Below are 25,059 nucleotides of genomic sequence, written 5' to 3'. Positions count from 1 at the left end.
TTAACCTATGGAACAACCATGATTGCAAATATATCCTGATCGGATAACGTATAAAAAAACACAGGAGGAGACGGCATAAAAACAAAAGAAAAACTGCAGCAGGAAGCCGCAAAGATCACGGATAATAACGATGGCGCAGCAATATATTTGATGCGGGATGCGGTATGCCGACTTCATTGCAAGGAAGCCTTTTTAAAAGAATTAATGTCTGTTTTGACTTTGCCGGGTATAACCGCTATGGTCATGTTGATGGCTGAACCGATGGGTTGCTTATCGTGTTTCAGATGTAGAAAACAGCAGTATATACTACGCCGCATATTTCACTTGTGGCTTTTTTATGCTACATTTTATCATCGCAGCAAAAATTAATGGGATTCAGGAATAAAACAAAAAAACAGGAGGAGTTATATGAGGCGTGTTACATTAATGTTGGTGGTCATGGCATTGCTGGCTGGCTGTATCTCAGCTTATGCCAAAAATTATGAAATTTCTAAGAAAGCGGGCGATCTGAGCGTTTTGGTAACGATTGACAAGAATCCGCCGGTGACCGGTATCAACAAACTGACGGTAGGGATCACGGATGCGGCGGGCAAAACCGTAACGGATGCCGCGGTGGCTATTGATTACGGCATGCCGGCGATGCCCGGAATGGGAGCGATGAATTACAAAACGGCGGCTAAATTAAAAGGGGAAAGCTATCTGGCGACCATCAATTTTTCCATGTCCGGTCCCTGGTTTGTGAATGTCAAAATCAGCCGCGGTGGTAAAACACAAACGGTGAAATTAAATGTCGATATCAAGTAGGTTCGCCAGGCTCTGGCTGCTATTTTCAGCTGTTTTTCTTCTGGCTGCCGGTCCCGTCCATGGCGATCCGGTGCTGGAAGGCCTGATCGATGAGGCGCTGAAGAATAATCCTGAAATTCAGGCGTCGCAGGCCAGAATTGAATCTGCCCGTCTGCGGATTCCTCAATCCGGCAGCCTGCCCGATCCGATGTTTATGTTCGGCTATCAAAATGAAGGCTTTAACCGCTATACTTACGGCGAGATGCAGGGCGCCCAGTGGATGTTTTCAGCGACGCAGCAATTTCTGTTTCCGGGCAAGCGCAGGCTCAAAGAAGAAATGACGACGCGGGACGCGGAGAGCCTGGAGGCCATGCATGAACTATTGAAGCTCAAAACAACGGCGCGGGTCCGGGAGATCTACCTGGACCTTTTTCTGGCCTATAAGAACATTGATCTCTTGAAGGATAAACGGGAATTGATCAACCGCATTGAAAGCCTGACTCTGGCGCGGTATGCCGCAGGGCGTGCCATGCAGCTGGATGTCCTGATGACGCAATCCGAAAAGTACATGCTGCTGGAAAAAGAAGAAATGGCGAAACAAAAAATCCTGTCTCTGGAGGCTATGCTGGCTTCCGTCGTCGGCCGGTATAAAGGCCCCGCGCTGCCCAGACCTTCCGAACCGGTTTATCAGCCTTTCGACCTGGAGATCGATGCCGCTCTCGACCTGGCCATGCAGCATTCTCCGGAGTTGAAATCGCGCGGTAAAATGATCGAGGCCGCCAATTCCAGACTGGCGATGGCGCAAAAAGAGTATTATCCCGATTTTGCCCTGAGTGGCAGCTACTTCAACCGGAGCGGTGAGTTTCCCGACATGTGGAGCGCTACCACGACCATTAACATCCCTCTTTATTTTCAATCAAAACAAAAACCGGCTGTCAATGAAGCCAGGGCCAATATCCATCAGGCCGATCGTGAAATGGAAGCCACCCGGGTGATGATTGGAGCAGCCCTGCGTGATAACTATTCCATGCTTCGGACATCGGAGAAGCTCATCGATTTGTATCAAAAGGGGCTTCTTCCCAGAAGCAGGCAGGATATCGAGCAGGCGCTGACCGGGTATTCCACGGGAAGGATAGAGGCGGTCAGCATTATTTCCCGCTTAAAAACACTGCTCGACTATGAATTCTCATACTGGGGCCAGCGTGTGGAGCGGGAAAAAGCCATTGCCCGCCTGCATGCTATTACGGCCGGACGTTCCGTTGGAGGGGAGAAAAGATGAAAAAAATAAACAGCCGTCTGATCAGGTCAGGGTGCCTTTTGACGGCGGGATGTCTGGCCATGGTCATGGCATCGGCGGTCGCAGCCCAGGATCATTCGCAGCACGGGCAGGCGGCAGCCAAAACCGCTCAAGCCAAACCCGCTTCCCGGCAGAAACAGCAGGCAGTTGAACCGGATCGGGAAGTGCCGCAGGTGGAAATTTCCGCCGGGCAGCAAAAGCTTATCGGCGTGAAAACGGTGAAAGCCGCACTTGCGCCGATGAAAAGAATTATCCGGACCGTCGGGAGAGTGGAAGCCGATGAAAGCAGGCAGGCTACGATCAATGCCAAGATTGAGGGATGGATTGAAAAACTCTATGTGAATACGACAGGCAGTTACATCACAAAAGGCGCGAAGCTCGCTGAAATTTACAGTCCGGAGCTGATCGCGACCCAGCAGGAGTTTCTGACGGCTTTGAAGTGGACGAAGCAGACGGCCGCCGGTTCTTCGGACGGGAGCAGGACGGCCTCATCCGCAGTGAACAAGCTGATGGCCGGGGACGCGGCGGCAACATTGGAAGCGGCGCGCCAGCGACTGCTCTTATGGGACATTTCCGCAAGCCAGATCAAGCGTATTGAGGAAACCGGCCAGCCCGTGAGGACCTTGACTCTGTACGCGCCTGTTTCGGGTTATGTCACGCAAAAAATGGTCGTTGCGGGAATGAGGATCATGCCGGGTGAAAAAATGTTTGATATAGCTGATCTGTCCAGCCTCTGGGTGATTGCCGATATCTATGAGTATGAACTGCCCTTCATTAAAGTCGGAAACCGGGCGGTCATGACACTGGCCTATCTTCCCGGCGTGGAAATGACCTCACAAATTGATTACATTTATCCCAACCTCTCGGCGGAGACGCGAACCATCAAAGTGCGTCTGAAGATTGCGAATCGCAACAATCAACTCAAGCCGCAGATGTTCGGCAATGTGGAAATTCAAATTAACCTGGGCCGTAAATTGGTGATTCCGGAATCCGCCGTGGTGGATACGGGCAGGGCCATGGTCGTTTATGTGGATCTGGGCAACGATGCGTTTGAGCCGCGGGAAATCAAAACCGGGATTAAGACGGATGGCTATGTTGAAGTACTGCGCGGCTTGAAAAGCGGTGAAAGGGTCGTGGCATCGGCTAATTTCCTGGTGGATTCAGAAGCGCAGTTAAAGGGGATAAAACCCCTGCCTTCCAGATAGAGGACTTTGCATGATCGGGAAAATCATTGAAGCTTCCGCCCGCAACAAATTTATCATTTTCCTCATGGTTTTTTTTGCCGTGGCCTGGGGATTGTGGACGCTGAAAAATACGCCGCTGGATGCTCTTCCCGACTTAAGCGATACACAGGTTATCATTTACACCGAATGGCCGGGGCGCAGCCCCGACCTGGTGGAAGATCAGATTACCTATCCCATTACCTCTACGCTGCTTGCCGCGCCGAAAGTCCAGGCGGTGCGCGGATTTTCCTTCCTGGGCAGTTCCTTTATCTATGTCATCTTCGAGGAAGGGACGGATATCTACTGGGCCAGAAGCCGTATCCTGGAATACCTTCAGGCCGTCAAAAATAAAATACCGGCTGATGTTAATCCGGTTCTGGGCCCCGATGCCACGAGCCTCGGCTGGGGATTTTCATATGCCGTGGTGGATGAATCAGGCGGACTCAATCTGGCGGAACTTCGTTCTCTTCAGGATTATAACGTCAAGCTGGCGCTGGAAAGTGTGGCCGGTGTTTCGCAGGTGGCGAGCATCGGAGGTTTCGTCAATCAATACCAGATTACCGTCGACCCCCATCGGCTGTCCGCCTATAATCTGCCCCTGCCCAAAGTCATGGAGGCGGTTCGCAAAAGCAACCGGGATGTAGAGGGGCGCGTGCTGGAATTTTCAGGCACCGAGTATATGATCCGGGGCCGGGGTTATCTTAAAGCGGTGAAGGATCTGGAAAATATCGCCGTGGGTGCAAGCGCGGCGGGTACTCCCGTCTATTTGAAAGATGTTGCCCGTGTTCAACTCGGGCCGGAAATTCGCCGGGGACTGGCCGATCTGGACGGGAAGGGCGAAGTCACCGGAGGAATTGTCATTGTCCGTTTCGGTGAAAACGTTCTCAATGTTATTGAGCGGGTTAAAGATAAAATCAAAAATGACATTACGCCAAGCCTGCCCAAGGGCGTAAAGATTGTTACGACGTATGACCGTTCCGATTTGATCCGCCGATCGATTGACACGCTCAAAGATGAAATTATCAAGCTGGCCATTGCGGTCAGTATTGTCTGTCTGATCTTTCTGTTTCATCTGCCGTCCGCGCTGGTCGTGATTGTCACGCTGCCCATTGCCATTATCATATCCTTTATCTGCATGTATTATCTGGGCGTCACTTCCAATATCATGAGCCTCTCCGGCATCGCCATAGCCATTGGCGCGATGGTGGACGCCTCCATCATCATGGTGGAGAACGCCCATAAAAAACTCGAGGAATGGGAGCGGGAAGGGAGCCCGGGCGCGAGAACGGAGGTCATCATTGCCGCCGCCCGCGAAGTCGGGCCTTCGCTTTTCTTCGCCCTCTTGGTAATCACGGTAGGATTTCTGCCAGTTTTCACCCTGGAAGCGCAGGCGGGACGGCTGTTCAAGCCGCTGGCTTATACCAAAACGTTTGCCATGCTTTTTTCGTCATTTCTGGCGATTACACTGACCCCGGTTTTAATGACCCTGTTTATCCGGGGTAAAATCCGGCCGGAAGAAAAAAATCCGGTGAGCCGTTTCCTGCACAAAATTTACGAACCCGTCGCTCATCTGGCGATCCGCTTCAGCAAAACGGTCATTGTTATTGCCGTCATTATTATGGCTCTGACGGTTTATCCCTTTCTGAAACTGGGATCGGAGTTCATGCCGCCGCTTTATGAGGGATCACTCTTCTATATGCCCGTGACCATGCCGGGCGTCTCCGCTCCGGAAGCGGCACGGCTGTTAAAAATGCAGGACGAAATCCTGATGAAAATTCCGGAAGTTGCTCAAGTCTTCGGCAAGGCCGGCCGCGCCGAAACGGCGACGGATCCGGCTCCGCTGGAAATGTTTGAAACCGTCATCAATCTGAAACCGGAAGCCCAGTGGCGCAAGGGCATGACGAGCGAAAAGATCAAAGATGAAATGAATGACGCGCTCAATATTCCCGGCGTGGCCAATTCATTTACCATGCCGATCAAGGCGCGCATTGATATGCTGGCTACCGGTATCCGCACGCCGGTGGGGATTAAAATTCTGGGTCCGAATCTGGAAGAAATCGAAAAGATCGGGATGAATCTGGAGCATCATCTGCGGGACGTTCCGGGAACGCGCAGCGTTTATGCGGAACGCGTGGCGACCGGTTACTTCCTGGATATTGTCGTCAACCGGGAAGCCATCGCCCGGTATGGCCTCGCGGTGGATGATGTGAATGAGGTGATTCAAGCCGCCATCGGCGGCATGAACCTGACCACAACCGTGGAAGGCCGGGCGCGTTATCCCGTGAATATCCGTTACCCGCGGGAACTGCGCAGTGACGTGGATAAACTTAAACGGATTCTGGTGCCCGTGATGGCGCAGGGAGGCGCTCTCCCCGCTGTTGCATCCCCGATGACCGGGAGCGGGGGCATCAGGCAAGTGCCGCTGGGAGAGCTTGCCGACTTCCGTGTGATCCGGGGGGCAACGTCCATCAAGAGTGAAGAGGGGCTGATGACCTCTTATGTCTATATTGATATGACGGGACGCGATGTCGGAAGCTATGTGGAAGATGCCCGCAAAAAAGCCGCCACCGTCAAATTGCCGGAGGGGTACCGGCTGGTCTGGAGCGGCGAATATGAATACATTCTGAAAACCCACGAACGTTTAAAGCTGATTATTCCTTTTACGCTGCTGATCATCTTTGTAATTCTTTTTCTCAATACCCGTTCGGTCATTAAAACGGCCATTGTTCTTCTGGCCGTGCCTTTTTCGCTGGTCGGTTCCTTCTGGTTCTTATACCTGCTCAACTACAACATGAGTATTGCGGTCTGGGTAGGTATCATCGCGCTCGCCGGTCTCGATGCCGAAACCGGCGTGGTCATGCTTTTGTATCTGGATCTGGCTTATGAGAAGTGGAAAAAAGAAGGATTGCTCAGGTCGAAAAGCGATTTGCGGGATGCCGTCATGTTCGGCGCCGTCAAACGCATTCGCCCGAAAATAATGACGGTGAGCGTCATACTGGCCGGCTTGATTCCGATCATGTTCAGTTCCGGCACCGGCGCCGACGTGATGAAGCGGATCGCCGCTCCCATGGTGGGTGGTGTGATAACCTCCACGATTCTTGAATTGATCATTTATCCCGCCATCTACATGCTCTGGCGGAGCCGGGGGCTTACGAAAGATTAAGGTAAAAGATAAAGATTGAATTCCCTTGCCTGCGCCCATCAACACAATAACTGTAATGGCTGATCAGGTATCCAGGGATGTCAATCCTTCACGGATGGCATATTTGGTCAGGTCCACTGTACTTCTCATATTCAGTTTCTGCATGATGTTCCGACGGTGGGTTTCTACAGTCTTGACACTCAGGAATACATGATCGGCGATCTCCTTTGCCGTCAGTCCCTCCGCAATCAGCTGCAGAATTTCTCTTTCTCTCGATGTCAGGACGGAAGCGCCGCCGACAAAAGCATCATTGGATTTATTGAGGTATCCCTTGACAACAACATCCGCAATTTTTGGACTGAGATATTTATTTCCCGTGAGGACCTGTTTAATCGCGCTGGAAAGTTCTCCGAAGGCGCAATCTTTGAGAAGGTAACCCGAAGCGCCGGCTTCCAGCATGCCTAATACAAACCGTCGATCCGAATGCATGGAAAGCGCAATGACTTTTACCGCCGGCATTTCCGAGATGATTTTCCGGGTTGCTTCTATCCCGTTCATATCCGGCATGCTGACATCCATGATAATCACATTGGGCAGCAGCTTTTCGGCGAGCTTGATGGTTTTTCTGCCGTTTTCCGCCTCGCCCACGACCTCCATGCCTTCCTTCTCAATGAGAGTCCGCAGGCCATCCCTGAATATTTTGTGATCATCAACAAGAAGAACTGTCGTTTTCATTTTTTGCGCCGCCCCTTCCTGTTTTTTATTCCAGGTTTCCATTATCTGATTCAAAAGAATCTTTGAGAGCTATTTTATAAGCATTTACCTTTAATGGAAATCGGTTTGCCTCTTATTGTAGCTCAGTCTTTGGCTTAAAAACCCTCATCCATTGTATGAGATGCTGCTCGTTGCGCGCATATCCCTTTTCAGATTCCGCCTGGATCATGACGATGTGTTTCATTTTTATGCATAAAACAGGTACCAAATAACGGCGGATGATTCAAGAAATATGATCACGATTTATCCCGGGTTGATATCGCACCGGTAATCGGATCCAGTTCAATCCGCAATGTTTTTCCCCTCTGAAAGAGGATGATGGTTCCTCCCGCCATGGTGCCGCCGGGACTGAAAACAATGGAATATTGTCCGTGGATGACCTCACCGGAAAACGGGTCCATTATTTTAATTGAAATTCCCGGCGGGATAGTCCGGGGAGGAGCGCCTTCCATGCCGTAGGATCTGTTGTCCAGATCGATCGTAAAAGTATGACTTTCCATATTCATGCGGGCCAGGGACCTCGTCCGATGGATCATGGCCGAAATTTCCCGCCCCGTCGCATTAAATTCCGAGCCGGGCAGAAAACCGGTAAAAAAGAAAGCGGACAAACCCAGGATGATGGTAATCAGAAAGACAACAATCATCAGCTCCATCAGGGTAAAGCCTTTGGAATTTTTTTTCATGGATGGACATACCTGCATTAATATTGTCGGGCCGGTTATCATCACAATGGGATATCCGATATGCTGAAAACAGCGAGCAGCATGGAAACAACGATAAAACCGATCACCAGTCCCATAAAAAGGATCATCAGCGGTTCAAGGAGGGACATGAGTCTTTTCACGGCCTGCTTCAGACTTTTTTCATAAATGACGGCAATCCGTATCAGCATTTGATCGATGGTGCCCGTTTCTTCGCCGACCCTGATCATGGAGAGAGCCAGGGGTGGGAAAATGCCGGTCTGGGCAAGGGGCTCGGAGATGCCTCGTCCTTCCTTGGCGCCTTTGGACACGTCTTCAATGGCCAGGGCGATGACACGATTGCCGATGACTTCCCGGGAATTGTTCAAAGCTTGAAGCAGAGGCACCCCGCTGGATAAAAGTGTTCCCAGCGTTCTGCAGAATCTGGCCGTTTCCAGTTTCTGGATCGTATCTTTCATGAACTTGAGTTTGAAGCCGTCCCATTGATACCGTCCCGCATCCGATGCAATATAATTTTTCAGGGCAAACCATGACGCAATCATCGCGACGAGCAGTATCCATCCATACGATTTGAGGCCCTCGCTCAACATCAGAAGGATTTGTGTCGAAACGGGCAGCGCGCTTCCCAGCTCGGCAAAAATAACAGAAAATCGGGGCAGGACGAAAGTGAGCAGGACGATGATGGAAATTCCGCCCGTTACAAAAAGAATGGCCGGGTAAATCATGGAAGAAATGAGGTGATCTTTCAATTCTTTTGATGATTCGAGAAACTCGTTCAACCTCTCCAGCGTCACCCCGAGAATCCCGCCTTGTTCGCCGGCCCGAACCATATTGACGTAAAACCTGGGAAAGATCTGCGGATGTTTGGAGAGCGCATCCGAAAAAGAAACGCCGCCCCGTACGGATTTGAGCAGGCTCTGGATCGTCTCTTTCATTTTTTTATGTTCGGAGATTTCCGAAAGAATATTCAGGCCCTTGTCCAGAGGGAGCCCCGCCTCTAGGAGGGACTGCAGTTCAGCGGTGAAGGATACCAGATCTCCCGTGCTGGTTTTGTGCTGGAATTTTGACATGAAGCTGCTTGCCGCCGCAGCTTTTACCTCCAGGGGAATAACGCCCGTGTTGATGATCCGGTCCAGGGCCGCCTGTTGATCTGCCGCCTCGATGACTCCCTCGGCAACGATTCCCTCCCGGGTTGTTGAGCGATAAGAAAAGATGGGCATTTATACCTCCTGTGTTACCCGGTATACTTCACTCAAAGTCGTAAGCCCTTTTCTGACCTTGTCGTTGCCGTCTTCGAGAATCGTTTTCATCCCGAGTTTGACGGCCATTTGCCTTAATTCGGCGGCGTCGGTGGTTTTGAGGATGAGCCTTCGGATCTGGTCATCGATCACCAGCAGTTCGAAGATGCCCAACCGGCCAAGGTATCCCGTGAAGGCGCATTTCTCACATCCTTTGCCGTGATAGGTGTCGCCGGGTAAAGCCGGATTATACGGATCGTCCCCCGGCAGATTTATTTCCCTGCAATGGGGGCAAATGATGCGGACGAGGCGCTGGGCCAGTATTCCCCTGATCGTTGATGATAAAAGGAAGCTTTCCAGACCAAGATCCAGAAGCCTCGTGATGGCGCTGGGCGCATCGTTTGTATGCAGTGTGGAGAGAACCAGATGCCCGGTCAGGGCGGACTGCACGGCAATTTCGGCTGTTTCCAGATCCCGGATTTCTCCGATCATGATGACATCGGGGTCCTGCCGGACAATGTGGCGAAGGGTATTGGCAAAATTGAGGCCGATCTGAGGCTTGAGCTGGATCTGGTTGACGCCTTTCAACTGATACTCGATCGGGTCCTCGACGGTAATGATCTTCTTCTCGGGAGAATTGATTTTGTCGAGGGCGCCGTAAAGGGTCGTGGTCTTGCCGCTGCCCGTCGGTCCGGTAACGAGGATGATGCCATTGGGTTTTTGAATCAGCTTGTTAAACTGCAAAAGCATATCATCGGCAAATCCCAGACGTTCCAGATCGATAACGATGCCTTCCTTATCGAGAATTCTCATGACGATGCTTTCGCCGTAAAGAACGGGAATGCTGGAGACGCGGAGGTCGATTTCCTTGTTGCTGACCTTGATTCTGATGCGGCCGTCCTGAGGGAGGCGCCGCTCGGCGATATTGAGTTTGGCCATGATCTTTATTCTGGAAACAATAGCCGCCTGCAATTTCTTAGGCGCTGTCTCGACGTTGTGGAGCACGCCGTCAATACGAAAGCGGATGATTAATTCATCTTCGTAAGGTTCGACATGAATATCGCTCGCCCTGCTTTCCAGAGCGCGGGCGATGATCAGGTTCACCAGCTTGATGATCGGCGCTTCGGAGGCCAGATCCTTAAGATGGCCGACGTCCTCGCCGTCATCCGCGGAATATTCAAATCCCTTGTCTTCGATATTTTCAATGACCTTGTTGATTTCCTGGCTCTCCTGGCCGTAATATCGCGCGATATAATCATCGATCGCTTTTTCATCGCCGGAAAAGACCTGAACCTCCGCGCGCAGGGCGACCCTTAAGGCGTCAATAACCTCGCGGCTGGTCGGGTCTGCCATGATGACCTTGAGAACATTGCTCTTCATTTCCAGCGGGATGATCCGGCTGTCCCGGATGAACCGGTTGGATAATCCATCCAGAACAATAGGAACCTTGGGGAGATTTTCGATTTTAACGGCGGTTATCGTCTGGTTCATCTTCGGGCCTTCCATTGTTTTTAGTGACGGTTCTTTACGCCTTAAATTATTTCATCTTGCCGGCTAATTATCTATAGGGGGTAAGCCTCATCCGCCGGGATAAATCTCTTAAATAAGAATCAGGAAATGGATCAGAGAAGCGGAAAGATTGCCGGCGGGCGGGAGCCGCGGGTTATTGAATGGTTGCTTTATTCATGCCGCATGGATTAAGATGAATGGTCTTGAAGGAACGAAGCGACTCCCTGAAACGGAGTGGACCTGAATCAGATGCTGAAAGGCATGCAAAGACGTTGGATTGACTGAAGAAAGACAATCCTATTTTTCACCTGTCCGGTAAGAGCCCTGGCGCAAGACTTCCAAATATTCGGGGATGGAATAGAACAACATATATCCGGTCGGGGTGAGCGCCGGTTCATCGCCCAGAATGACGTAACCGAACCAGTCATCCATCCATTTCCATTCGCCGTCGACTTTAACCTGTGCCTGCGCGTGCGCATCCCAAAGCGGATGGCTTACCTTATAAATTGAAATACGCGTCTCCAGATGTTTTTCCACGCCCATCGAGGCCGTCTCCAGTACCTGATGACGGCACACCAGTTTGTCCGCGCATCCGGATATGAGAAGAATGGTCAGCAAAATAGAAATGTAAGGAAGGCCTGAATGAAAGCGGTTAATTTTTAGCATGTGGAATAAGCTGATCCAGGAAATTCCGGATATCCATCAGTCGCTGAAATTTGACTTTGATACAAGGCGAAATTTACCTGCCTTTCTGCGAGGGCATTCCCATTCAGTAATTAAATCGGTAGACGCCACGGGAACTTTATAAAAAGGATCTACTTTATTTCTTTATATCAAACAAAATACATTAATCAATGTTTTCGGCGACTATCCAGCGGCTTAAATATTATAATAAAACGCATAATATCATTAAATTCATTAGTTACTGCCATTTTTAATCTATTTATTGATAATTTGTAAACGATTATTTTGAGGCATAGATGGTCTGATGAATATTTTACCTGTGTTGTGAGCTCTTGTTGTTGATACGGTTTGGATCAAATCATGCGGTCATAAAGTTAGATTTAATCAGATAATACCCGATAGTAAATAAGGGAATCCCTTATGGCAAATAAGGGATCACCCGATAGAAAAACATTCTTCACATCTTTAAAATACCTCCAAAGATTGATCATAGGACGTTATCCCCGCTGTTTTTTTGCCGGGATAGCAAGGAGCATTTTTTAATACGGGTAAGCTCCTTTCTGAAACATGGTTCAATAATTGTCTGCATTCGCGCAACATACCATCCCTAAAATCTCTAATATGTAACTCAGAGGGCGGAGCTGTATCAGCCGATATTCAGCAATAAATTATATGAAAAAAACAATAACAATGGCATCTCCAACCAAAAAGAAAAGTAATATGGAGGAATGTTCTGTGGACTCACCGGAAAAGACGGGCATCACCGATATCGTATATGAGCGGGGCATACTTTATAATCTTTCACTCAATGATCTCCTGGCTGATCCTGATCAGCCGCGCAAGGTATTGGATGCTCACGCGCTGGAAGAACTGACCGCCTCCATCAGGAAGCATGGTATTCTGGAACCTGTTCTTTTTCGCCTTCATGAAGACGGTAATCTGGTTATTGTTGCTGGAGAACGACGAATCATTGCTGCACGCAAGGCGGGGCTGAGTTCGGTACCGGCTCTTTTCATCGACGGCAATGCCTCGGAAATATCTCTGATTGAGAATCTGCTGCGTCAGGACTTGACGGCGGTGGAGGAAGCGGAGGCCTTGCAGAGACTCATGAATCAGCAGAAATACACCCATGAGCAGCTCAGTGCCGTTATCGGCAAGGCGCGAACCACCATTTCCGATATCCTTCTGATCAACCGTTTACCTCAGCAGATTCGCGATGATTGTCGTGGTAACCGTACGGTATCCAAAAATGTCTTAATCGACATTGCCCGGAAGAAGCAGGAAAGAGCAATGTTCACTGCCTATGGATTGTATAAAGAAAAAATGAACAGGGGCAGAAAAACATCGAAGAAAAGGAGTACGTTTGACACCAAAGCCCTCGAAGCCATAGTCCTTATGGCCGGCAAGATCATGGACAAACTGAACAGCATTGATGCAACACACTGCGAAGCGGAAGACGATTCCGGTTTTAAGGACGCCCTTATTAATCTCAGAGACTGGATTGATTCCTTCCTGGCTCGTTCGGCTCAACGCCGGTAAAAGATGGGAGCAAAACTAAGATGGTATGAATAAAAAATCCGAATCATCACTCATTTCGTAAATAATTTTCAAAAGGTGGATATGCCGGAGCTCCGGCATCGGTTATATTTTCTTTAATATAGAATAAAATGTATATATTTCTCAATAATAAATCAAATTAACGCATAGCAGGCAGATTGATTGTTGCATGCTAAAAAGCCATACAGAAAATATACCAGTGGCGGCATTCCCTTTTCAGGATAAGTATATCATTTGAAGACGCGGCTAACATTAACAGGGATCGATACCGGGACTTCCGAAGATAGAGCAAGGGAACGCCACAGAAGAATAACTCTCACGGCACTTTCTTCCGGTGCAGCTAAGGTCATATCGTTTGTCGCTGCTGTGATAACCGTTCCCCTAACCCTCAACTACCTCGGTGCTGAACGCTATGGCCTTTGGATGACCATTAGCTCCGTTATTGCAATGATGGTATTTGCCGACTTTGGAGTAGGTAATGGGCTGATGAATGCAATAACGGAGGCTTATGGCAAAGATGACATTGGCGCGATTCGATCGCATATAACAAATGCATTATTAATCCTTACTTTATTAATGATACTTATTTTATTAGTATTTTTTGCTATATATCCGTTGATTCCGTGGAATAATATCTTTAATGTCAAGTCCGCAGCAGCAATCCGGGAGACCGGGCCAGCCGTGGCTTCGTTTATGGTCTGCTTTGCCGTAGGTGTGCCTGCCGGTATAGTACAACGAGTTCAAATGGGCATGCAACAAGGATTTTGGAGCAGTCTATGGCAAACCATCGGGAGTATTTTGAGTGTCCTGTCTATCCTGTTTGTCATTTATGTGAAAGCTGATTTGATGTGGCTTGTTATGGCAATGGCAGGTTCCCCCATCGTTTCACTTTTGGCTAATGGAATAATTTTTTTCTTTGTGCGGCGTCGTGATCTTCTGCCCCGCTTCTCTGATATTTCTGCAAAGGGGATGAAACGTATTCTTCATGGAGGGTTGATTTTTTTCGTATTGCAGTTGGCGGTGTCTATTGCTTTTGCTTCCGATAACATTATTCTTGCCAGAATGCTCGGCGCCGAATCAGTAACGCAATACTCCATTGTTTCCAGGCTCTTTGAGGGTGTTTTGATAATTATCGCTATAGCTTTCACCCCTTTGTGGCCTGCTTATGGCGAAGCAAATGCACGTGGAGACCATCTGTGGGTAAGACAGACCTTAAACAGGTCCATGATTCTTACACTGATTTTTACAGTATGTGCAGCAGGAATGCTGGTTCTGTTTTATAAGCCGATTTTTGCGCTATGGGTGGGCTCTGATTTCGTATTGCCCTTTATGCTTGTAGCGTTATGTGCAGGCTGGATGGTTCTCAAAGGATTGGGGGTTACCTACTCCATGTTTTTGAACGGTGTGAATGCCATACGACTGCAGTTGATTATTGCAACCGGCTTTACCATTGTTTCAATAGCTGCAAAAATATTCTTTGTCGGCAAATTCGGGGTAAACGGACTGCTCATGGCGATGATAGGGTCTTATGTTCTGCTGGTTGTTGTGCCATATACATTCCTTAACAACAGGATTCTTTCCCATGAATAGAAATGGCGACTCAAGAATATGAGATGCAAGGTGTGTGACCATGCGTGCAAATATTTTGGCAAGGCATTTCTGCTTAGTAAATTCAACGTCAATTATTTTCGTTGTAATAGCTGCGGCTTCATTCAGACGGAAAAACCATACTGGCTTGCAGAGGCCTATTCATCAGCAATCAGCAATCTCGATGTGGGACTGTTCAGCCGCAACATTTATCTCTCCAGGGTAACGAGAGCGGTTATAGGTCTGTTTTTTGACAAGAAAGCAAGATTCCTGGATTATGGCGGTGGTTACGGCATTTTTGTGCGACTGATGCGTGATAAGGGTTTCGATTTCTACAGGTATGACAAGTACTGCGAGAACCTCTTTGCCCGGCAGTTCGATGTTGAACTGGATTCATCGATTCCATATGAACTGGTGACGGCGTTTGAAGTCTTTGAACATTTTGAAAATCCTTCCGATGACATTGAGAACATATTGAAATTCTCATCGAATATTCTCCTTTCAACGGAACTGGTACCTGCATTGCTGTCGGGACCGGACGGCTGGAGATATCTCGGGCTTGAACATGGACAACATATCAGCTTCTACACCGTTAAATCTTTGCAAGAGATCGCTAAGCGACATGGCCTGAACCTGATAACTGATGGACGGTATATACACATTTTTACGAGAAGTCAGTTGCCGGGAATTCTCTTTCGATTGATTTGTCATGCTGCGATCGCGGATATATTCAATGTTTTCATTCGAAGCAACTCTTTGAACGATCAGGGCATTCGTCGAACGGATTTATAGCAAAACATTTCTTCAAATAAATTTAGTGCCGAGGTGGAATGAATATGAAGGAGATTTTCGATTCTTATATTGATAATGCTTTTGACGATTATAAACAGGCTACTTTCAAATTTGATAGTTTTGAGTATAATTACAGGAAATTCTTTCCTTCGAATACGACGGCTAAACTGTTGGACATCGGAATAGGGCGCGGTGAAATGCTTTCCTGCATGAAGAAATGGGGTTATGTGGATTATCTTGGGATCGATATATCCCCGAGCACGGTCGCATTTTGTGCTTCATTGGGGTTGAATTGCCTGTTGGTTGAAGATACGGCTCAATGGCTATCAGACAGGGAGTCTTCTTATGATGTCATTACGCTTCTGGACGTTTTGGAACACATAAAAAAAGAAGAGATCGTGCCATTCTTGAAATGTCTTTATAAAGCTCTGTCCCCTGGCGGAACGATCATCATTCAAGTGCCGAATATGCAAGCTCCGGATGCGCAACTGCACAGGTATAATGATTTCACCCATGAGGTTGGATTTATTGAACACAGCTTAAGGCAGGTTATGATCAGCGCAGGGATAGTGGACTTCAAATTCGGTGGCTTTGAAGATGCGTATAAAAGAAATTTCAGAACGAGAGTGAGGTATCATTTAAGAAATATGTATTGGGCGTATAGCAGGTTTCTGCGCAAAATTAATGCAAATCTGAACCCTGCAATTCTGAACCCCGTCTTTTTTGCGGTTGTTCACAAGCCCGTGCAAGGAGATCAATCATGAGCCTCAAAGTGAATGGAGTAGTTCTTCTCGTCAAAGGGGGCAGGTTTTGAAGGTATGTCTTAATGCATTATACTTCAACCCCGGTCAAATGGGCGGGACGGAGACATATTTCAGGGAGCTGGTTCGTCATCTTCCTGTTGTTCATAACAATAATTCATTCACTGTCTTCACAACTGCGGTCAACCGTGGTGAGTTTGACGGTGGAGGAGTTTCCGTAGCTGCGATCCGCGGCTATGAACAACCGGTATCGAGAAAGTTATTTCATCGAGTTATGCGAACCTTACTGAACTTTGATCTCTATGTCAGTAAATTGGCTGACCAGCAGAGCGATGTCATTCACTATCCGTTTACGATTATTGATCCCCTGGTGATCGACAGACCGACAGTGCTCACATTCTGGGATATGCAGCATGAGTTTTATCCTGAGTTTTTTTCCAGAAAAGAATTACGCCTTAGAAAAAAAATGTGCAAGAAGTCCGCACAACTGGCAACGCGTGTCATCGTGAGCGCTCAGTTTACGAAGAACTGCCTTATTGAGATGTATTCCATTGAACCAGAGAAGATTGATGTCGTGCATACAGGATTTTCACCGATTTTTCGGGTTATGAAAAATAACGATGCTGCGGAACGTCTGCTTACGGCATATGGAATAGATCGACCTTTCATGTTCTATCCTGCGGCAACATGGCCGCACAAAAACCATGCTGTTTTGCTAGACGCGCTGAAACTGCTCGCGGATAAATGGAACTTTGATGGTCTGCTGGTTCTGTCAGGCATCTCGAAAAAATATCATGGAAGCGTTGCCCGGAAAATACAGGAGTTGGGTCTGGCAAATCTTGTAAAGACCATTGGTTATGTGCCATTTTCAGACCTTCCGTATCTCTATAACGGGGCGCGTCTCCTTGTGTTTCCATCGTTGTTTGAAGGCTTCGGAATACCTCTTGTTGAGGCTATGGCCTGCGGCTGCCCTGTAGTAGCTTCTGATTGCACGACGATTCCTGAAGTTACAGGCAACGCGGGAAAGTTATTTGTTCCCACGTCGGCGGAGGACATTGCCGCATCAATATGGGGGATATGGAATGACGACGAGGCGCTATCAATGATGCGGGCCAGGGGATTGGAACGAGCAAATGCATTCAAGTGGGAAGAAACAGCTCGCAACACACTGTTGGTTTATCACAAGGCAATGGATTAATTATTCACGTGCCTTTTCGAAAAACAGTTTAAACAATACCGATGAAACTCAACCGAAAAATATACTCAGATTGGCTGCGGCAAGATGAAACAGATGCTCTGCCAACGGAAATAGTGAGTGTGGAGTCAGCCGTTTCCCGTCGGGTTGCTTCGCCCCGAACCAACCTCGGACAAGGCCGGGGCAGGTTATATGAATTGTTTCGTCATCTGGCTGATGACATACATGATCCGTCATGCACGATATGTGATTACGGTGCATTCCCCGGGACAACGCCCCGGATTTTGCGTGATAAACTATTCCCTTCAAAGGATTACAAACTGCTTGCGGCTGGTTTTAATTTTTCCTCCGATTTCGTAAACGCCATGATTGCGCGAGACATCAGGGTTCTCGAGATGGAGTTCGATCTGCGCAAGTGCGGAAAGGCCGGGCCGCCGCATATCCTTTCCGGTCCTTTTGAGCAAGACTCACAGGACGTCGCTATTTGCACCGATGTTATCGAGCACCAGATGTATCCATTGTCATTATTATGCGGGATTAACCGGCTCTTAAAAATGGGCGGGGTTTTGTACCTGACGACAAACAGCGTTTCATTCATTGGAGATATATGTAAACTGGCTGTCGGCCTTCAGAATTTAGAGCCATTGGAAGTCAGCCACGTTGTTCATGACGACCTATGGCGTCCTCATATCCGCCTTTATACGAAGCGAGAGTTGATTCGGTTGCTGGCAATGGCAGGTTTTCAAATTGAATATGCTTATTATGTGGATAACGGTAATGTATTTCGCGGGACGAAGGGGGCCCTTATTTCCACGTTGCGTACCTTTACATCAATAGTTCCCCATCTGCGAAGTCACATTTTCATAAGGGCGCGTAAGGCCGTGCCGGCAATTGAAACCGAAGGTTGGAACGTTGTTGCCAGGCAGTGTACGATATATGGGATCGAGAATATTTTAGGAGCTGTGTAATTATCTTTCGATGAGCGGGTAAATGGAAGATGTGGCTGTCGCGGTATGGAATCTGCGGAATGATGATGCATTGTCAATACTGCCGGACGGACAGGGGTTTAAAGAGGGCAAACGATTTTACCTGGGAGAAAAAGAATCATAATACGCTCACTGTTTATTACAAGGCAATGCAATGCATTGGTATTCTATTGATTCGGATTCAGCTCGATGTTTTTATTAAATAGGTTAGATCATTCATCCAGGAGAGCATATGTTATCACAGAATGATGTCATTAATGTTCTTGACGAAACTATTCAAGAATATTTCGAGAAACCGATCGATTTGCTGAATAACGGAAGTGGGGCGAAGGGGGAATCTGAATATATCATTCGATCCAAACCATCCTACATCAGAACGTTGCAAGATGTAGCAAAATATATAGAGAAAAACTTGTGCCTTCGGAATGAACCTTCAGAAATTAATATTCTTGAAATGGGGGCTTTTTTAGGTGTTACATCGATATCGTTGGCTAAAGCTGGATTTTCAGTTACTGCAATGGATATTCCCGAATTCATGACCAACGAGAGACTTCAACTCAGATATAAACGGCACCATATAAAAATGTTATCGCAAAACCTGAAGACAAACAGGATCCCTTGTGAAGATGACAAATATGATGTCGTAATGCTGTGCGAAGTTCTTGAACATTTAAATTTCAATCCGTTGCCGATTATAGTTGAAATAAATAGAACACTAAAAAGTGGCGGTCTTCTCTATCTGTCATTACCTAATATAGCGAGATTGACGAATAGACTGAAGTTGTTATTAGGCCATTCAATTCATAATCCCATCGACGATTTTTTTGCTCAGCTCAACGGAAAAGACAATATGGTTGTTGGGCTGCATTGGCGCGAATACACTGCAAATGAGATAAAATATATGTTTGAAAAATTGGGATTTCTGACTTTGGAATCCTATATTACGTCTGACACCGATTTTCTTATAAATTCGAGCCTAAGGAACGCAGCAAAAAAAGTCATATATAGGGTAATGCCCTCTCTGGGCTTCCATCAGGTCCATCTGTTTCGTAAGATCAAACAACCGCATGTTAATTTCCAATTTTGCGATGCTACTCAAAGTAAATGAAAACATATCGCAGTGATTGGGCAATACCGCCGATGCAATTACCATTTCATGCTTATTAAAGACGAAGCAGGCCTGTCGGGGGATAATGGCCGAATACGCTCATGTTGGATTATTTGAATAATGACACGTGAAAAAGAGAAATAGTAATATGGAAGATTGGCAAATAGTAAGCATTGCAGTTTTACTTTTATATCTGTTTTTCAGGAAAAGAGTCTGGGGCTGGCTTGATCCACTTTTTCTCTTTCTTGCAATAAGGATAGCCACTGCCATAACGGTATCAGGCCAGTATCTGTTCAGGCCTGATTTGACGGCACCTGGCGTCCTCCATATGACGTTATGTTTATTTGTATTTACAATTTCGCTTTGGGTCTGTTCTCCCAAAATAAAACCTCAGAAAATTAGTGAATCAGATGGGTCTGCTCAGGCGCACTATCTTCTTGGCATTGGCTTAGCCGTGTTGGCCTGCAAACTGCTTATTATGTTGTCCGTATTCAACCAACTGCCGCTGATTATTGGCGAAACAGGAAGTGATTCATATATAGAATTTGATCTCAATAATAAAGTCGCATCTTCTCTTCTGTTAGGTATTGGATCATTCGATATCGTGCTCCTCGCCTGCTGTACGCCGCTCTTGAAATCAAATAAAGAGAAAAACTGGGGATGGGTTGCGTTGATCATTTCTATTGTTTTATCCATTGCAGCCCCCAAAAAGGGAACACTCCTGATTGTAATATTCTCGATTGCCCTGGGCGAATATTTAAGAATTTATTTTTTCAACACAAAAACCAGAGTATTTACCCGGCCCGCATTGATGAGCATCGGAATTTTAATCGGCCTTGGTTGGGCCTATTTTATCTATGTCTCTACATTGGGAGCAGTTGATTTTGAAAGTATGAACAGTGCTTTGAACTTTGTCTGGTATCAATTTATGCATCCATATTCAATGTATGCGAGCGGTGAAATCTATGATTTTGCCGTCAACTATCAATTCAATCCCTTTTTGTATTTTTTTCACACGCTGTCATCTGTCATAGGTTATCCGGCGTTTTCAGCTTCGATAGGGCCATCCCTGCATGAGGATTACACTGGAATGCTGTCAGGACATGGCGTCAACCCCACATTTATCATTGAAGGGTATATCGTGTTTGGAAAAATAATGTCCGTATTCTATGCTCTGTTCCTGGGGACATTGCTGGGACTTGTAAGGCGCAGACTGCTCAAACCGTCAAAAGCCGTCGGCAAGAATATTGCACTGACTGCATTGTTGCTTCCGCCGCTGTATATTATTCCCATCGACTCGCTTTTGGCGATAAAAATCATGATAGTCTGCTTTCTGCTGATTGCTTGCTACATCGTTGTTACGGAACCAATGAGAGTGATCATGACCATCTGTCATCCTGTAGGTTCAGAAGATCCAAGGTAATTATTCCATGGTTGCAACCGCCGGTTATCCACTTGTATCGATTATTACTATCTGCAAGAATGCGGAGAAGATGATTGAGAAAACAATGATGAGTGTTTTCAATCAAACCTATCCATTCATAGAATATATTATCATCGATGGAAAATCAGATGACAGAACTGTATCAATCGCAAAAAACCTCGCGACCATTCATGGCGGTGATAAACGGACGCTCATTATTTCTGACTATGATTGCGGCATATCCGACGCAATGAACAAAGGTGTTTTATTGTCTAAAGGAGGATTAGTTTCACATCTTCATGCCGGTGACAGGTATGTCGATGATTGTACTATAGATAAAGTTGTTAATTCCTTTTTGAAAAAAAAATGGCGGTGGGCCGTTGCAGGGGCAAGGGTAGTTGACGCACTAGGAAATCAAAAACATCATTATTTGCCTGACCCTGCATTATGTAATCTTCTGAAAAAGAATTCTATCCCGCACCAATCAACATTCCTTGTTAAAGATATTTTTGAGAAACACGGTCTGTTTCGCACAGACTATGCTCAGGCCATGGATTATGAGTTCTGGTTGCGGATCGCTTTTAAGGGTAACGAAAAGTATACCGTGCTGCCCTTTGATGCGACGTATTTTCTTGAGGGAGGCAGGTCATCAAATATTACGGAGTTGCTTCAGCACTTGTACAGGTTGCGGAAGATGCTTCATGAGTATAAGTGCCCTAACAATGTTTTTTTGGATATCATCTTCTTGACAAGAGTTTTTCTATTCTCGATGTATCTTAAAGCACATCCGCTTCTGAAACCATTGCTGAATCTGAACAGAAAAGGACGCATGGGATGAGAATAGGCATCGATTCCAGGTTTGCCGTCATGAAAAGGAGGGGTATCGGTAATTATACTCTTAACCTCATCAGGAACCTCGCCGAGATAGACTCCGCCAACCAATACATCCTTTACACTGACCGTGACGACAGCGATAGGGTGCTGCCCATGCAAGCGAATTTCCGTGTAAGTAAACTGTTACCCTCCAATTACCCGATGTGGGAGCAAATCATATTACCCATGCAGGTAAAGAAAGATTGCGTTGATATTTTACATTGCAGCGGAAATACAGCGCCGGTCCTGTTAAATAAACGCACTAAATTAATTTCAACGATTCACGATGTCATGTATTTGAAAGACAGCACTGAGATGGCGGAGTCTCCGTCCCTGTATCAAAGGGCAGGCAGAGTTTACAGAAAAGCGATAGTTACAAGGTCTGCCAAACGTCTGGCCATGGCGATAACGGTTTCAAAGTATTCTAAAAATGATATCCGGAAGCACATCACCGGATTGCGAAATGAAGATATAAGAATAACATACGAAGCGGCCGACGCCTGTTTCCGGACCGTGAGCAAGGCTGAAGCCGCTCAAAAGATAAAAAATCGATTTAAGATGACGGGTGATTACATCATGACATTAGGGGCGGTTGATCCACGCAAGAACACCGAGCTGGTGATAAGAGAATTTATTAATCTGAAGAAGGAGCTTAGCATTAAAGAAAAACTTCTGATTGCCGGGGTGCCTGACTGGAGACAAACCCGTTTGTTCAGGATCGCCCGGGACTCTAATTATTCAGATGATATTGCCTTTCTGGATTTTGTTTCAATGGAAGAATTGGTTCTTTTGTACAACGCCGCAAAGGTCTTTCTGTATCCTTCTCTCTATGAGGGTTTTGGGATTCCTCCCCTGGAAGCCATGGCCTGCGGCGTGCCTGTTATTACATCCAACACAACATCAATACCTGAAGTAGTCGGCGATGCCGCTTTACTGATAGATCCAACGGATGGCCAGGCCTTGAGATGCACGTTAGTCAAGCTGCTGGGTGATAAAGCGCTGCGTGAGGAACTGGCAGACCGCGGCGTCAGACAGGCGCATAAGTTTTCCTGGCGAAAGATGGCCGAAGAGACCCTTAAAACCTATGAAGAAGTTTATCGGGTTCATTAAATGAACATCCTTTTCATTACGCCCCGTTTCCCCTATCCCCCGTTGAAAGGTGATCAGGCTGTTGCCTATCACCGGCTAAGGCTCATCAGCCGGGATCATCGGATAACCCTGCTTACATTCTATCAGTCGGATAAAGAACTGGTATATGCGAATAAGCTGAAACCATTTTGCGCGGAAATCATACCGGTGAAGCTTTCCCGACATAGATCGGTCATTAATATGTTCGGAGGAATATTTTCATCTGCTCCTTTTCAGGTATCGTATTTTCACTCTGAACGATTTGAAAAGGAAGTTCGGCGCCTGTTAGATACAGGCGGAGGCTTCGATGTTGTCCATACTTATATGCTGAGAATGGCCCAATATACGGAAAACATCAATGTGCCGAAGATACTGGACCTGATTGATTCCATGCAGCTGAATTTTGAAAGAAGGGTCGCTCAGGAAAGATATCCATTGAAATGGATTTTCAATATGGAATTAAAAAGGCTCAGGCGGTGTGAAAATGAGATCGCAAGCAAATATGGTTTCTCCATCGTCGTTTCCGATAAAGACAAAGAATGTATTCATTCGAATAATGTTGTCAGCATTCCGCTGGGTGTCGATACAGAAGAATTCAGGCCTTATGGAAGCCTGCCGCAAAACAGGGCAATCGTTTTCTCTGGCAATATGGGTTACTTTCCCAATGAGAATGCCATTCTCTGGTTCCATGAACAATGCCTGGACAAGATCAGAAAGTCAGTGCCTGATGTGCGCCTGCTGATTGTCGGAAACAACCCCGGACCCAGGCTGAAAGCATTAAATAATGGAAATTCGGTGATCGTTACCGGATACGTTGATTCCATAGCAGGTGCGTTAAGTGAAGCGCAGATTGCGATTGCCCCGATGCAGGCTGGTTCCGGAATGCAATTTAAGATTCTGGAAACAATGGCCTGTGGTTTACCGGTTGTTGCGACGACCCTCGGGTTGGGGACTATCGCTGCCGTAAATGGGGAGAGTATTGTGGTAGCGGACTCTCCTGAACAATTTGCCGAAGCATGTATAACCCTGCTTAAGAACTATCCGGTTGCCGAAGAGGTGGGACGCAATGCCAGGCAGTTGGTAGTGGAGAAATATAGCTGGGAGCGCAATATTGCTAGCGTAAATGAAATCTATTCAATAATTACTTAGGATGCACTGCAATCTCAGATCAGACATTCCGCAAGATCTGCCGCTTTTCCGCAAAACACACATAAAAAACGTATCCCTTCCGAAACATCATTGCCGCATAAAGGAATAACCCATGAAAAAGGCACTCATCACGGGTATTACAGGGCAAGATGGAACTTATCTATCCAGGTTCCTGCTTGACAAAGGATATCAGATCTACGGTCTGGTAACGGACTTTGATCGATCTCATCTGGAGAATCTGAAGACGCTCGGAATCGAAGACCAGGTTAATCTCCTGCCGGGTAATCTGTTGAATTTGCCCAAAGTAAGTGAATTGCTTGACTGGCTTGACCCCGATGAGATCTATCATCTGGCGGCACAGAGTTCCGTTTCCCGCTCTTTTCAAGATCCGCTGGACACCGTTACATTCAATATCCAGAGTACCCAACATCTGCTGGAAGCGATGAGGACTTTAAAACTGTCCGCACGATTCTACCAGGCATCTTCCAGTGAGATGTTCGGACGTGTTAAAACCCTGCCGGTCGTTGAAGACTGCGTGTTGTATCCTGTCAGCCCATACGCAATCTCCAAGGCGGCAAGTCATTGGCTGGCCATAAATTACCGCGAGGCCTATGGTTTGTTTTGCTGCTGCGGTATTCTGTTCAATCACGAGTCTTTTCTCAGACCATCGAATTTTGTAACAAAGAAAATTGTTTCAACGGCGGTGCGGATTGCACAAGGGGCCAGGGAGAAACTATCCCTGGGCAATGTTGATGTCAAGCGGGACTGGGGTTATGCGCCGGAATATGTCAAGTCCATGTGGCTGATGCTGCAACAGGATAGACCCGACGAATACGTTATCGCAACCAACGAGGTCCATAGTCTCAGAGAATTTGCTGCGGCGTCATTCGGATATTTCGGCTTGAACTGGGAGGAGCACACGATAATCGATCAAGAACTTTTCCGCCCATCCGATATCGCTGCGATTTATGGAAATCCAGCCAAGGCCAAGACAAAACTTGGCTGGATGTATGATCTGACTTTTGATGAACTGGTTCGCCGCCTTGTTGAGGAAGAATTGGAACATCAAAATACCAATGGTGAAGCGCTCGTCATGAAGCTCTGAGTATTCTGATATGTTTGACGAAACTGTTTCATGAACCCTTTCAT

At 47.0% G+C, this 25,059-nt stretch carries 21 protein-coding genes; 16 read left to right on the top strand and 5 right to left on the bottom strand.

Going from position 1 to position 25,059, the window contains the following annotated elements:
* The first annotated feature begins 408 nt into the window (after window positions 1–408).
* Genes CVU71_16300 through CVU71_16285 form a run of 4 tightly spaced genes read left to right on the top strand, consistent with a single transcriptional unit; the run spans window position 409 to window position 6,466 of the window.
* Window positions 409–804, top strand: coding sequence for a hypothetical protein (locus tag CVU71_16300; GenBank protein PKN17342.1), 396 nt, complete (start codon window positions 409–411; stop codon window positions 802–804).
* Window positions 788–2,062 (top strand): hypothetical protein, encoded by a 1,275-nt coding sequence (locus CVU71_16295; protein PKN17341.1) that lies wholly within the window; start codon window positions 788–790, stop codon window positions 2,060–2,062. The genes CVU71_16300 and CVU71_16295 overlap by 17 nt, the downstream gene beginning before the upstream one ends.
* Window positions 2,059–3,285 (top strand): efflux RND transporter periplasmic adaptor subunit, encoded by a 1,227-nt coding sequence (locus tag CVU71_16290; GenBank protein PKN17340.1) that lies wholly within the window; start codon window positions 2,059–2,061, stop codon window positions 3,283–3,285. The genes CVU71_16295 and CVU71_16290 overlap by 4 nt, the downstream gene beginning before the upstream one ends.
* A gap of 10 nt (window positions 3,286–3,295) precedes the next feature.
* Window positions 3,296–6,466, top strand: coding sequence for a CusA/CzcA family heavy metal efflux RND transporter (locus CVU71_16285; protein PKN17339.1), 3,171 nt, complete (start codon window positions 3,296–3,298; stop codon window positions 6,464–6,466).
* A 63-nt stretch (window positions 6,467–6,529) separates the two neighbouring features.
* Here the strand turns inward: CVU71_16285 and CVU71_16280 are convergent, their stop codons facing one another.
* The 5 genes from CVU71_16280 to CVU71_16260 all read right to left on the bottom strand — a co-directional run bounded on the left by CVU71_16280 (window position 6,530) and on the right by CVU71_16260 (window position 11,333).
* On the bottom strand, window positions 6,530–7,180 hold the full coding sequence (locus CVU71_16280) for a DNA-binding response regulator (protein ID PKN17421.1): 651 nt from the start codon (window positions 7,178–7,180) through the stop codon (window positions 6,530–6,532).
* Between the two features lie 275 nt (window positions 7,181–7,455).
* Window positions 7,456–7,944, bottom strand: a complete 489-nt coding sequence (locus CVU71_16275; protein ID PKN17338.1) for a hypothetical protein — start codon at window positions 7,942–7,944, stop codon at window positions 7,456–7,458.
* On the bottom strand, window positions 7,944–9,140 hold the full coding sequence (locus tag CVU71_16270) for a type II secretion system protein GspF (protein PKN17337.1): 1,197 nt from the start codon (window positions 9,138–9,140) through the stop codon (window positions 7,944–7,946). Before CVU71_16270 ends, CVU71_16275 begins: the two co-directional genes overlap by 1 nt.
* A complete protein-coding gene (gspE, locus tag CVU71_16265) occupies window positions 9,141–10,664 on the bottom strand; it encodes a type II secretion system protein GspE (GenBank protein PKN17336.1) in 1,524 nt (507 codons plus the stop codon).
* A 300-nt stretch (window positions 10,665–10,964) separates the two neighbouring features.
* On the bottom strand, window positions 10,965–11,333 hold the full coding sequence (locus CVU71_16260) for a hypothetical protein (GenBank protein PKN17335.1): 369 nt from the start codon (window positions 11,331–11,333) through the stop codon (window positions 10,965–10,967).
* Window positions 11,334–12,023: 690 nt separating this feature from the next.
* On the opposite strand from CVU71_16260, the gene CVU71_16255 reads away from it, so the two are divergent.
* From CVU71_16255 to CVU71_16200, 12 genes are all read left to right on the top strand, one after another.
* Window positions 12,024–12,890 (top strand): hypothetical protein, encoded by an 867-nt coding sequence (locus CVU71_16255; GenBank protein PKN17334.1) that lies wholly within the window; start codon window positions 12,024–12,026, stop codon window positions 12,888–12,890.
* 252 nt (window positions 12,891–13,142) lie between these two features.
* Window positions 13,143–14,498, top strand: coding sequence for a hypothetical protein (locus CVU71_16250; GenBank protein PKN17333.1), 1,356 nt, complete (start codon window positions 13,143–13,145; stop codon window positions 14,496–14,498).
* A gap of 18 nt (window positions 14,499–14,516) precedes the next feature.
* The gene (locus CVU71_16245; GenBank protein ID PKN17332.1) at window positions 14,517–15,287 is read left to right on the top strand and encodes a class I SAM-dependent methyltransferase; all 771 of its coding nucleotides are present in this window, start codon (window positions 14,517–14,519) and stop codon (window positions 15,285–15,287) included.
* A 38-nt stretch (window positions 15,288–15,325) separates the two neighbouring features.
* Window positions 15,326–16,051: a hypothetical protein gene (locus CVU71_16240; GenBank protein ID PKN17331.1), complete on the top strand. Its 726-nt coding sequence runs from the start codon at window positions 15,326–15,328 to the stop codon at window positions 16,049–16,051.
* Window positions 16,052–16,097: 46 nt separating this feature from the next.
* Window positions 16,098–17,246: a hypothetical protein gene (locus tag CVU71_16235; protein PKN17330.1), complete on the top strand. Its 1,149-nt coding sequence runs from the start codon at window positions 16,098–16,100 to the stop codon at window positions 17,244–17,246.
* Between the two features lie 41 nt (window positions 17,247–17,287).
* Window positions 17,288–18,211 (top strand): hypothetical protein, encoded by a 924-nt coding sequence (locus tag CVU71_16230; GenBank protein PKN17329.1) that lies wholly within the window; start codon window positions 17,288–17,290, stop codon window positions 18,209–18,211.
* Between the two features lie 250 nt (window positions 18,212–18,461).
* Window positions 18,462–19,337, top strand: coding sequence for a class I SAM-dependent methyltransferase (locus CVU71_16225; GenBank protein PKN17328.1), 876 nt, complete (start codon window positions 18,462–18,464; stop codon window positions 19,335–19,337).
* A 148-nt stretch (window positions 19,338–19,485) separates the two neighbouring features.
* The gene (locus CVU71_16220; GenBank protein ID PKN17327.1) at window positions 19,486–20,760 is read left to right on the top strand and encodes a hypothetical protein; all 1,275 of its coding nucleotides are present in this window, start codon (window positions 19,486–19,488) and stop codon (window positions 20,758–20,760) included.
* Between the two features lie 7 nt (window positions 20,761–20,767).
* Window positions 20,768–21,598, top strand: a complete 831-nt coding sequence (locus CVU71_16215) for a hypothetical protein (GenBank protein ID PKN17326.1) — start codon at window positions 20,768–20,770, stop codon at window positions 21,596–21,598.
* Window positions 21,595–22,743, top strand: a complete 1,149-nt coding sequence (locus CVU71_16210) for a hypothetical protein (protein ID PKN17325.1) — start codon at window positions 21,595–21,597, stop codon at window positions 22,741–22,743. The genes CVU71_16215 and CVU71_16210 overlap by 4 nt, the downstream gene beginning before the upstream one ends.
* Window positions 22,744–23,910: a hypothetical protein gene (locus tag CVU71_16205; GenBank protein PKN17324.1), complete on the top strand. Its 1,167-nt coding sequence runs from the start codon at window positions 22,744–22,746 to the stop codon at window positions 23,908–23,910.
* A 112-nt stretch (window positions 23,911–24,022) separates the two neighbouring features.
* On the top strand, window positions 24,023–25,015 hold the full coding sequence (locus CVU71_16200) for a GDP-mannose 4,6-dehydratase (protein PKN17323.1): 993 nt from the start codon (window positions 24,023–24,025) through the stop codon (window positions 25,013–25,015).
* The last annotated feature ends 44 nt before the right edge of the window (window positions 25,016–25,059 follow it).

Source organism: Deltaproteobacteria bacterium HGW-Deltaproteobacteria-6, from assembly GCA_002840435.1.
Lineage (GTDB): Bacteria > Desulfobacterota > Syntrophia > Syntrophales > Smithellaceae > UBA8904.
Note: the sequence above shows the minus strand (reverse complement) of the source record. Positions and strands in the feature narration are given on the sequence as shown.

Coding starts and splice junctions, on each gene's coding strand:
- CVU71_16300 (PKN17342.1), top strand. CDS start 409: ATGAGGCGTGTTACATTAATGTTGGTGGTCATGGCATTGCTGGCTGGC.
- CVU71_16295 (PKN17341.1), top strand. CDS start 788: ATGTCGATATCAAGTAGGTTCGCCAGGCTCTGGCTGCTATTTTCAGCT.
- CVU71_16290 (PKN17340.1), top strand. CDS start 2,059: ATGAAAAAAATAAACAGCCGTCTGATCAGGTCAGGGTGCCTTTTGACG.
- CVU71_16285 (PKN17339.1), top strand. CDS start 3,296: ATGATCGGGAAAATCATTGAAGCTTCCGCCCGCAACAAATTTATCATT.
- CVU71_16280 (PKN17421.1), bottom strand. CDS start 7,180: ATGAAAACGACAGTTCTTCTTGTTGATGATCACAAAATATTCAGGGAT.
- CVU71_16275 (PKN17338.1), bottom strand. CDS start 7,944: ATGATAACCGGCCCGACAATATTAATGCAGGTATGTCCATCCATGAAA.
- CVU71_16270 (PKN17337.1), bottom strand. CDS start 9,140: ATGCCCATCTTTTCTTATCGCTCAACAACCCGGGAGGGAATCGTTGCC.
- gspE (PKN17336.1), bottom strand. CDS start 10,664: ATGGAAGGCCCGAAGATGAACCAGACGATAACCGCCGTTAAAATCGAA.
- CVU71_16260 (PKN17335.1), bottom strand. CDS start 11,333: ATGCTAAAAATTAACCGCTTTCATTCAGGCCTTCCTTACATTTCTATT.
- CVU71_16255 (PKN17334.1), top strand. CDS start 12,024: ATGAAAAAAACAATAACAATGGCATCTCCAACCAAAAAGAAAAGTAAT.
- CVU71_16245 (PKN17332.1), top strand. CDS start 14,517: ATGAGATGCAAGGTGTGTGACCATGCGTGCAAATATTTTGGCAAGGCA.
- CVU71_16240 (PKN17331.1), top strand. CDS start 15,326: ATGAATATGAAGGAGATTTTCGATTCTTATATTGATAATGCTTTTGAC.
- CVU71_16230 (PKN17329.1), top strand. CDS start 17,288: ATGAAACTCAACCGAAAAATATACTCAGATTGGCTGCGGCAAGATGAA.
- CVU71_16225 (PKN17328.1), top strand. CDS start 18,462: ATGTTATCACAGAATGATGTCATTAATGTTCTTGACGAAACTATTCAA.
- CVU71_16220 (PKN17327.1), top strand. CDS start 19,486: ATGGAAGATTGGCAAATAGTAAGCATTGCAGTTTTACTTTTATATCTG.
- CVU71_16215 (PKN17326.1), top strand. CDS start 20,768: ATGGTTGCAACCGCCGGTTATCCACTTGTATCGATTATTACTATCTGC.
- CVU71_16210 (PKN17325.1), top strand. CDS start 21,595: ATGAGAATAGGCATCGATTCCAGGTTTGCCGTCATGAAAAGGAGGGGT.
- CVU71_16205 (PKN17324.1), top strand. CDS start 22,744: ATGAACATCCTTTTCATTACGCCCCGTTTCCCCTATCCCCCGTTGAAA.
- CVU71_16200 (PKN17323.1), top strand. CDS start 24,023: ATGAAAAAGGCACTCATCACGGGTATTACAGGGCAAGATGGAACTTAT.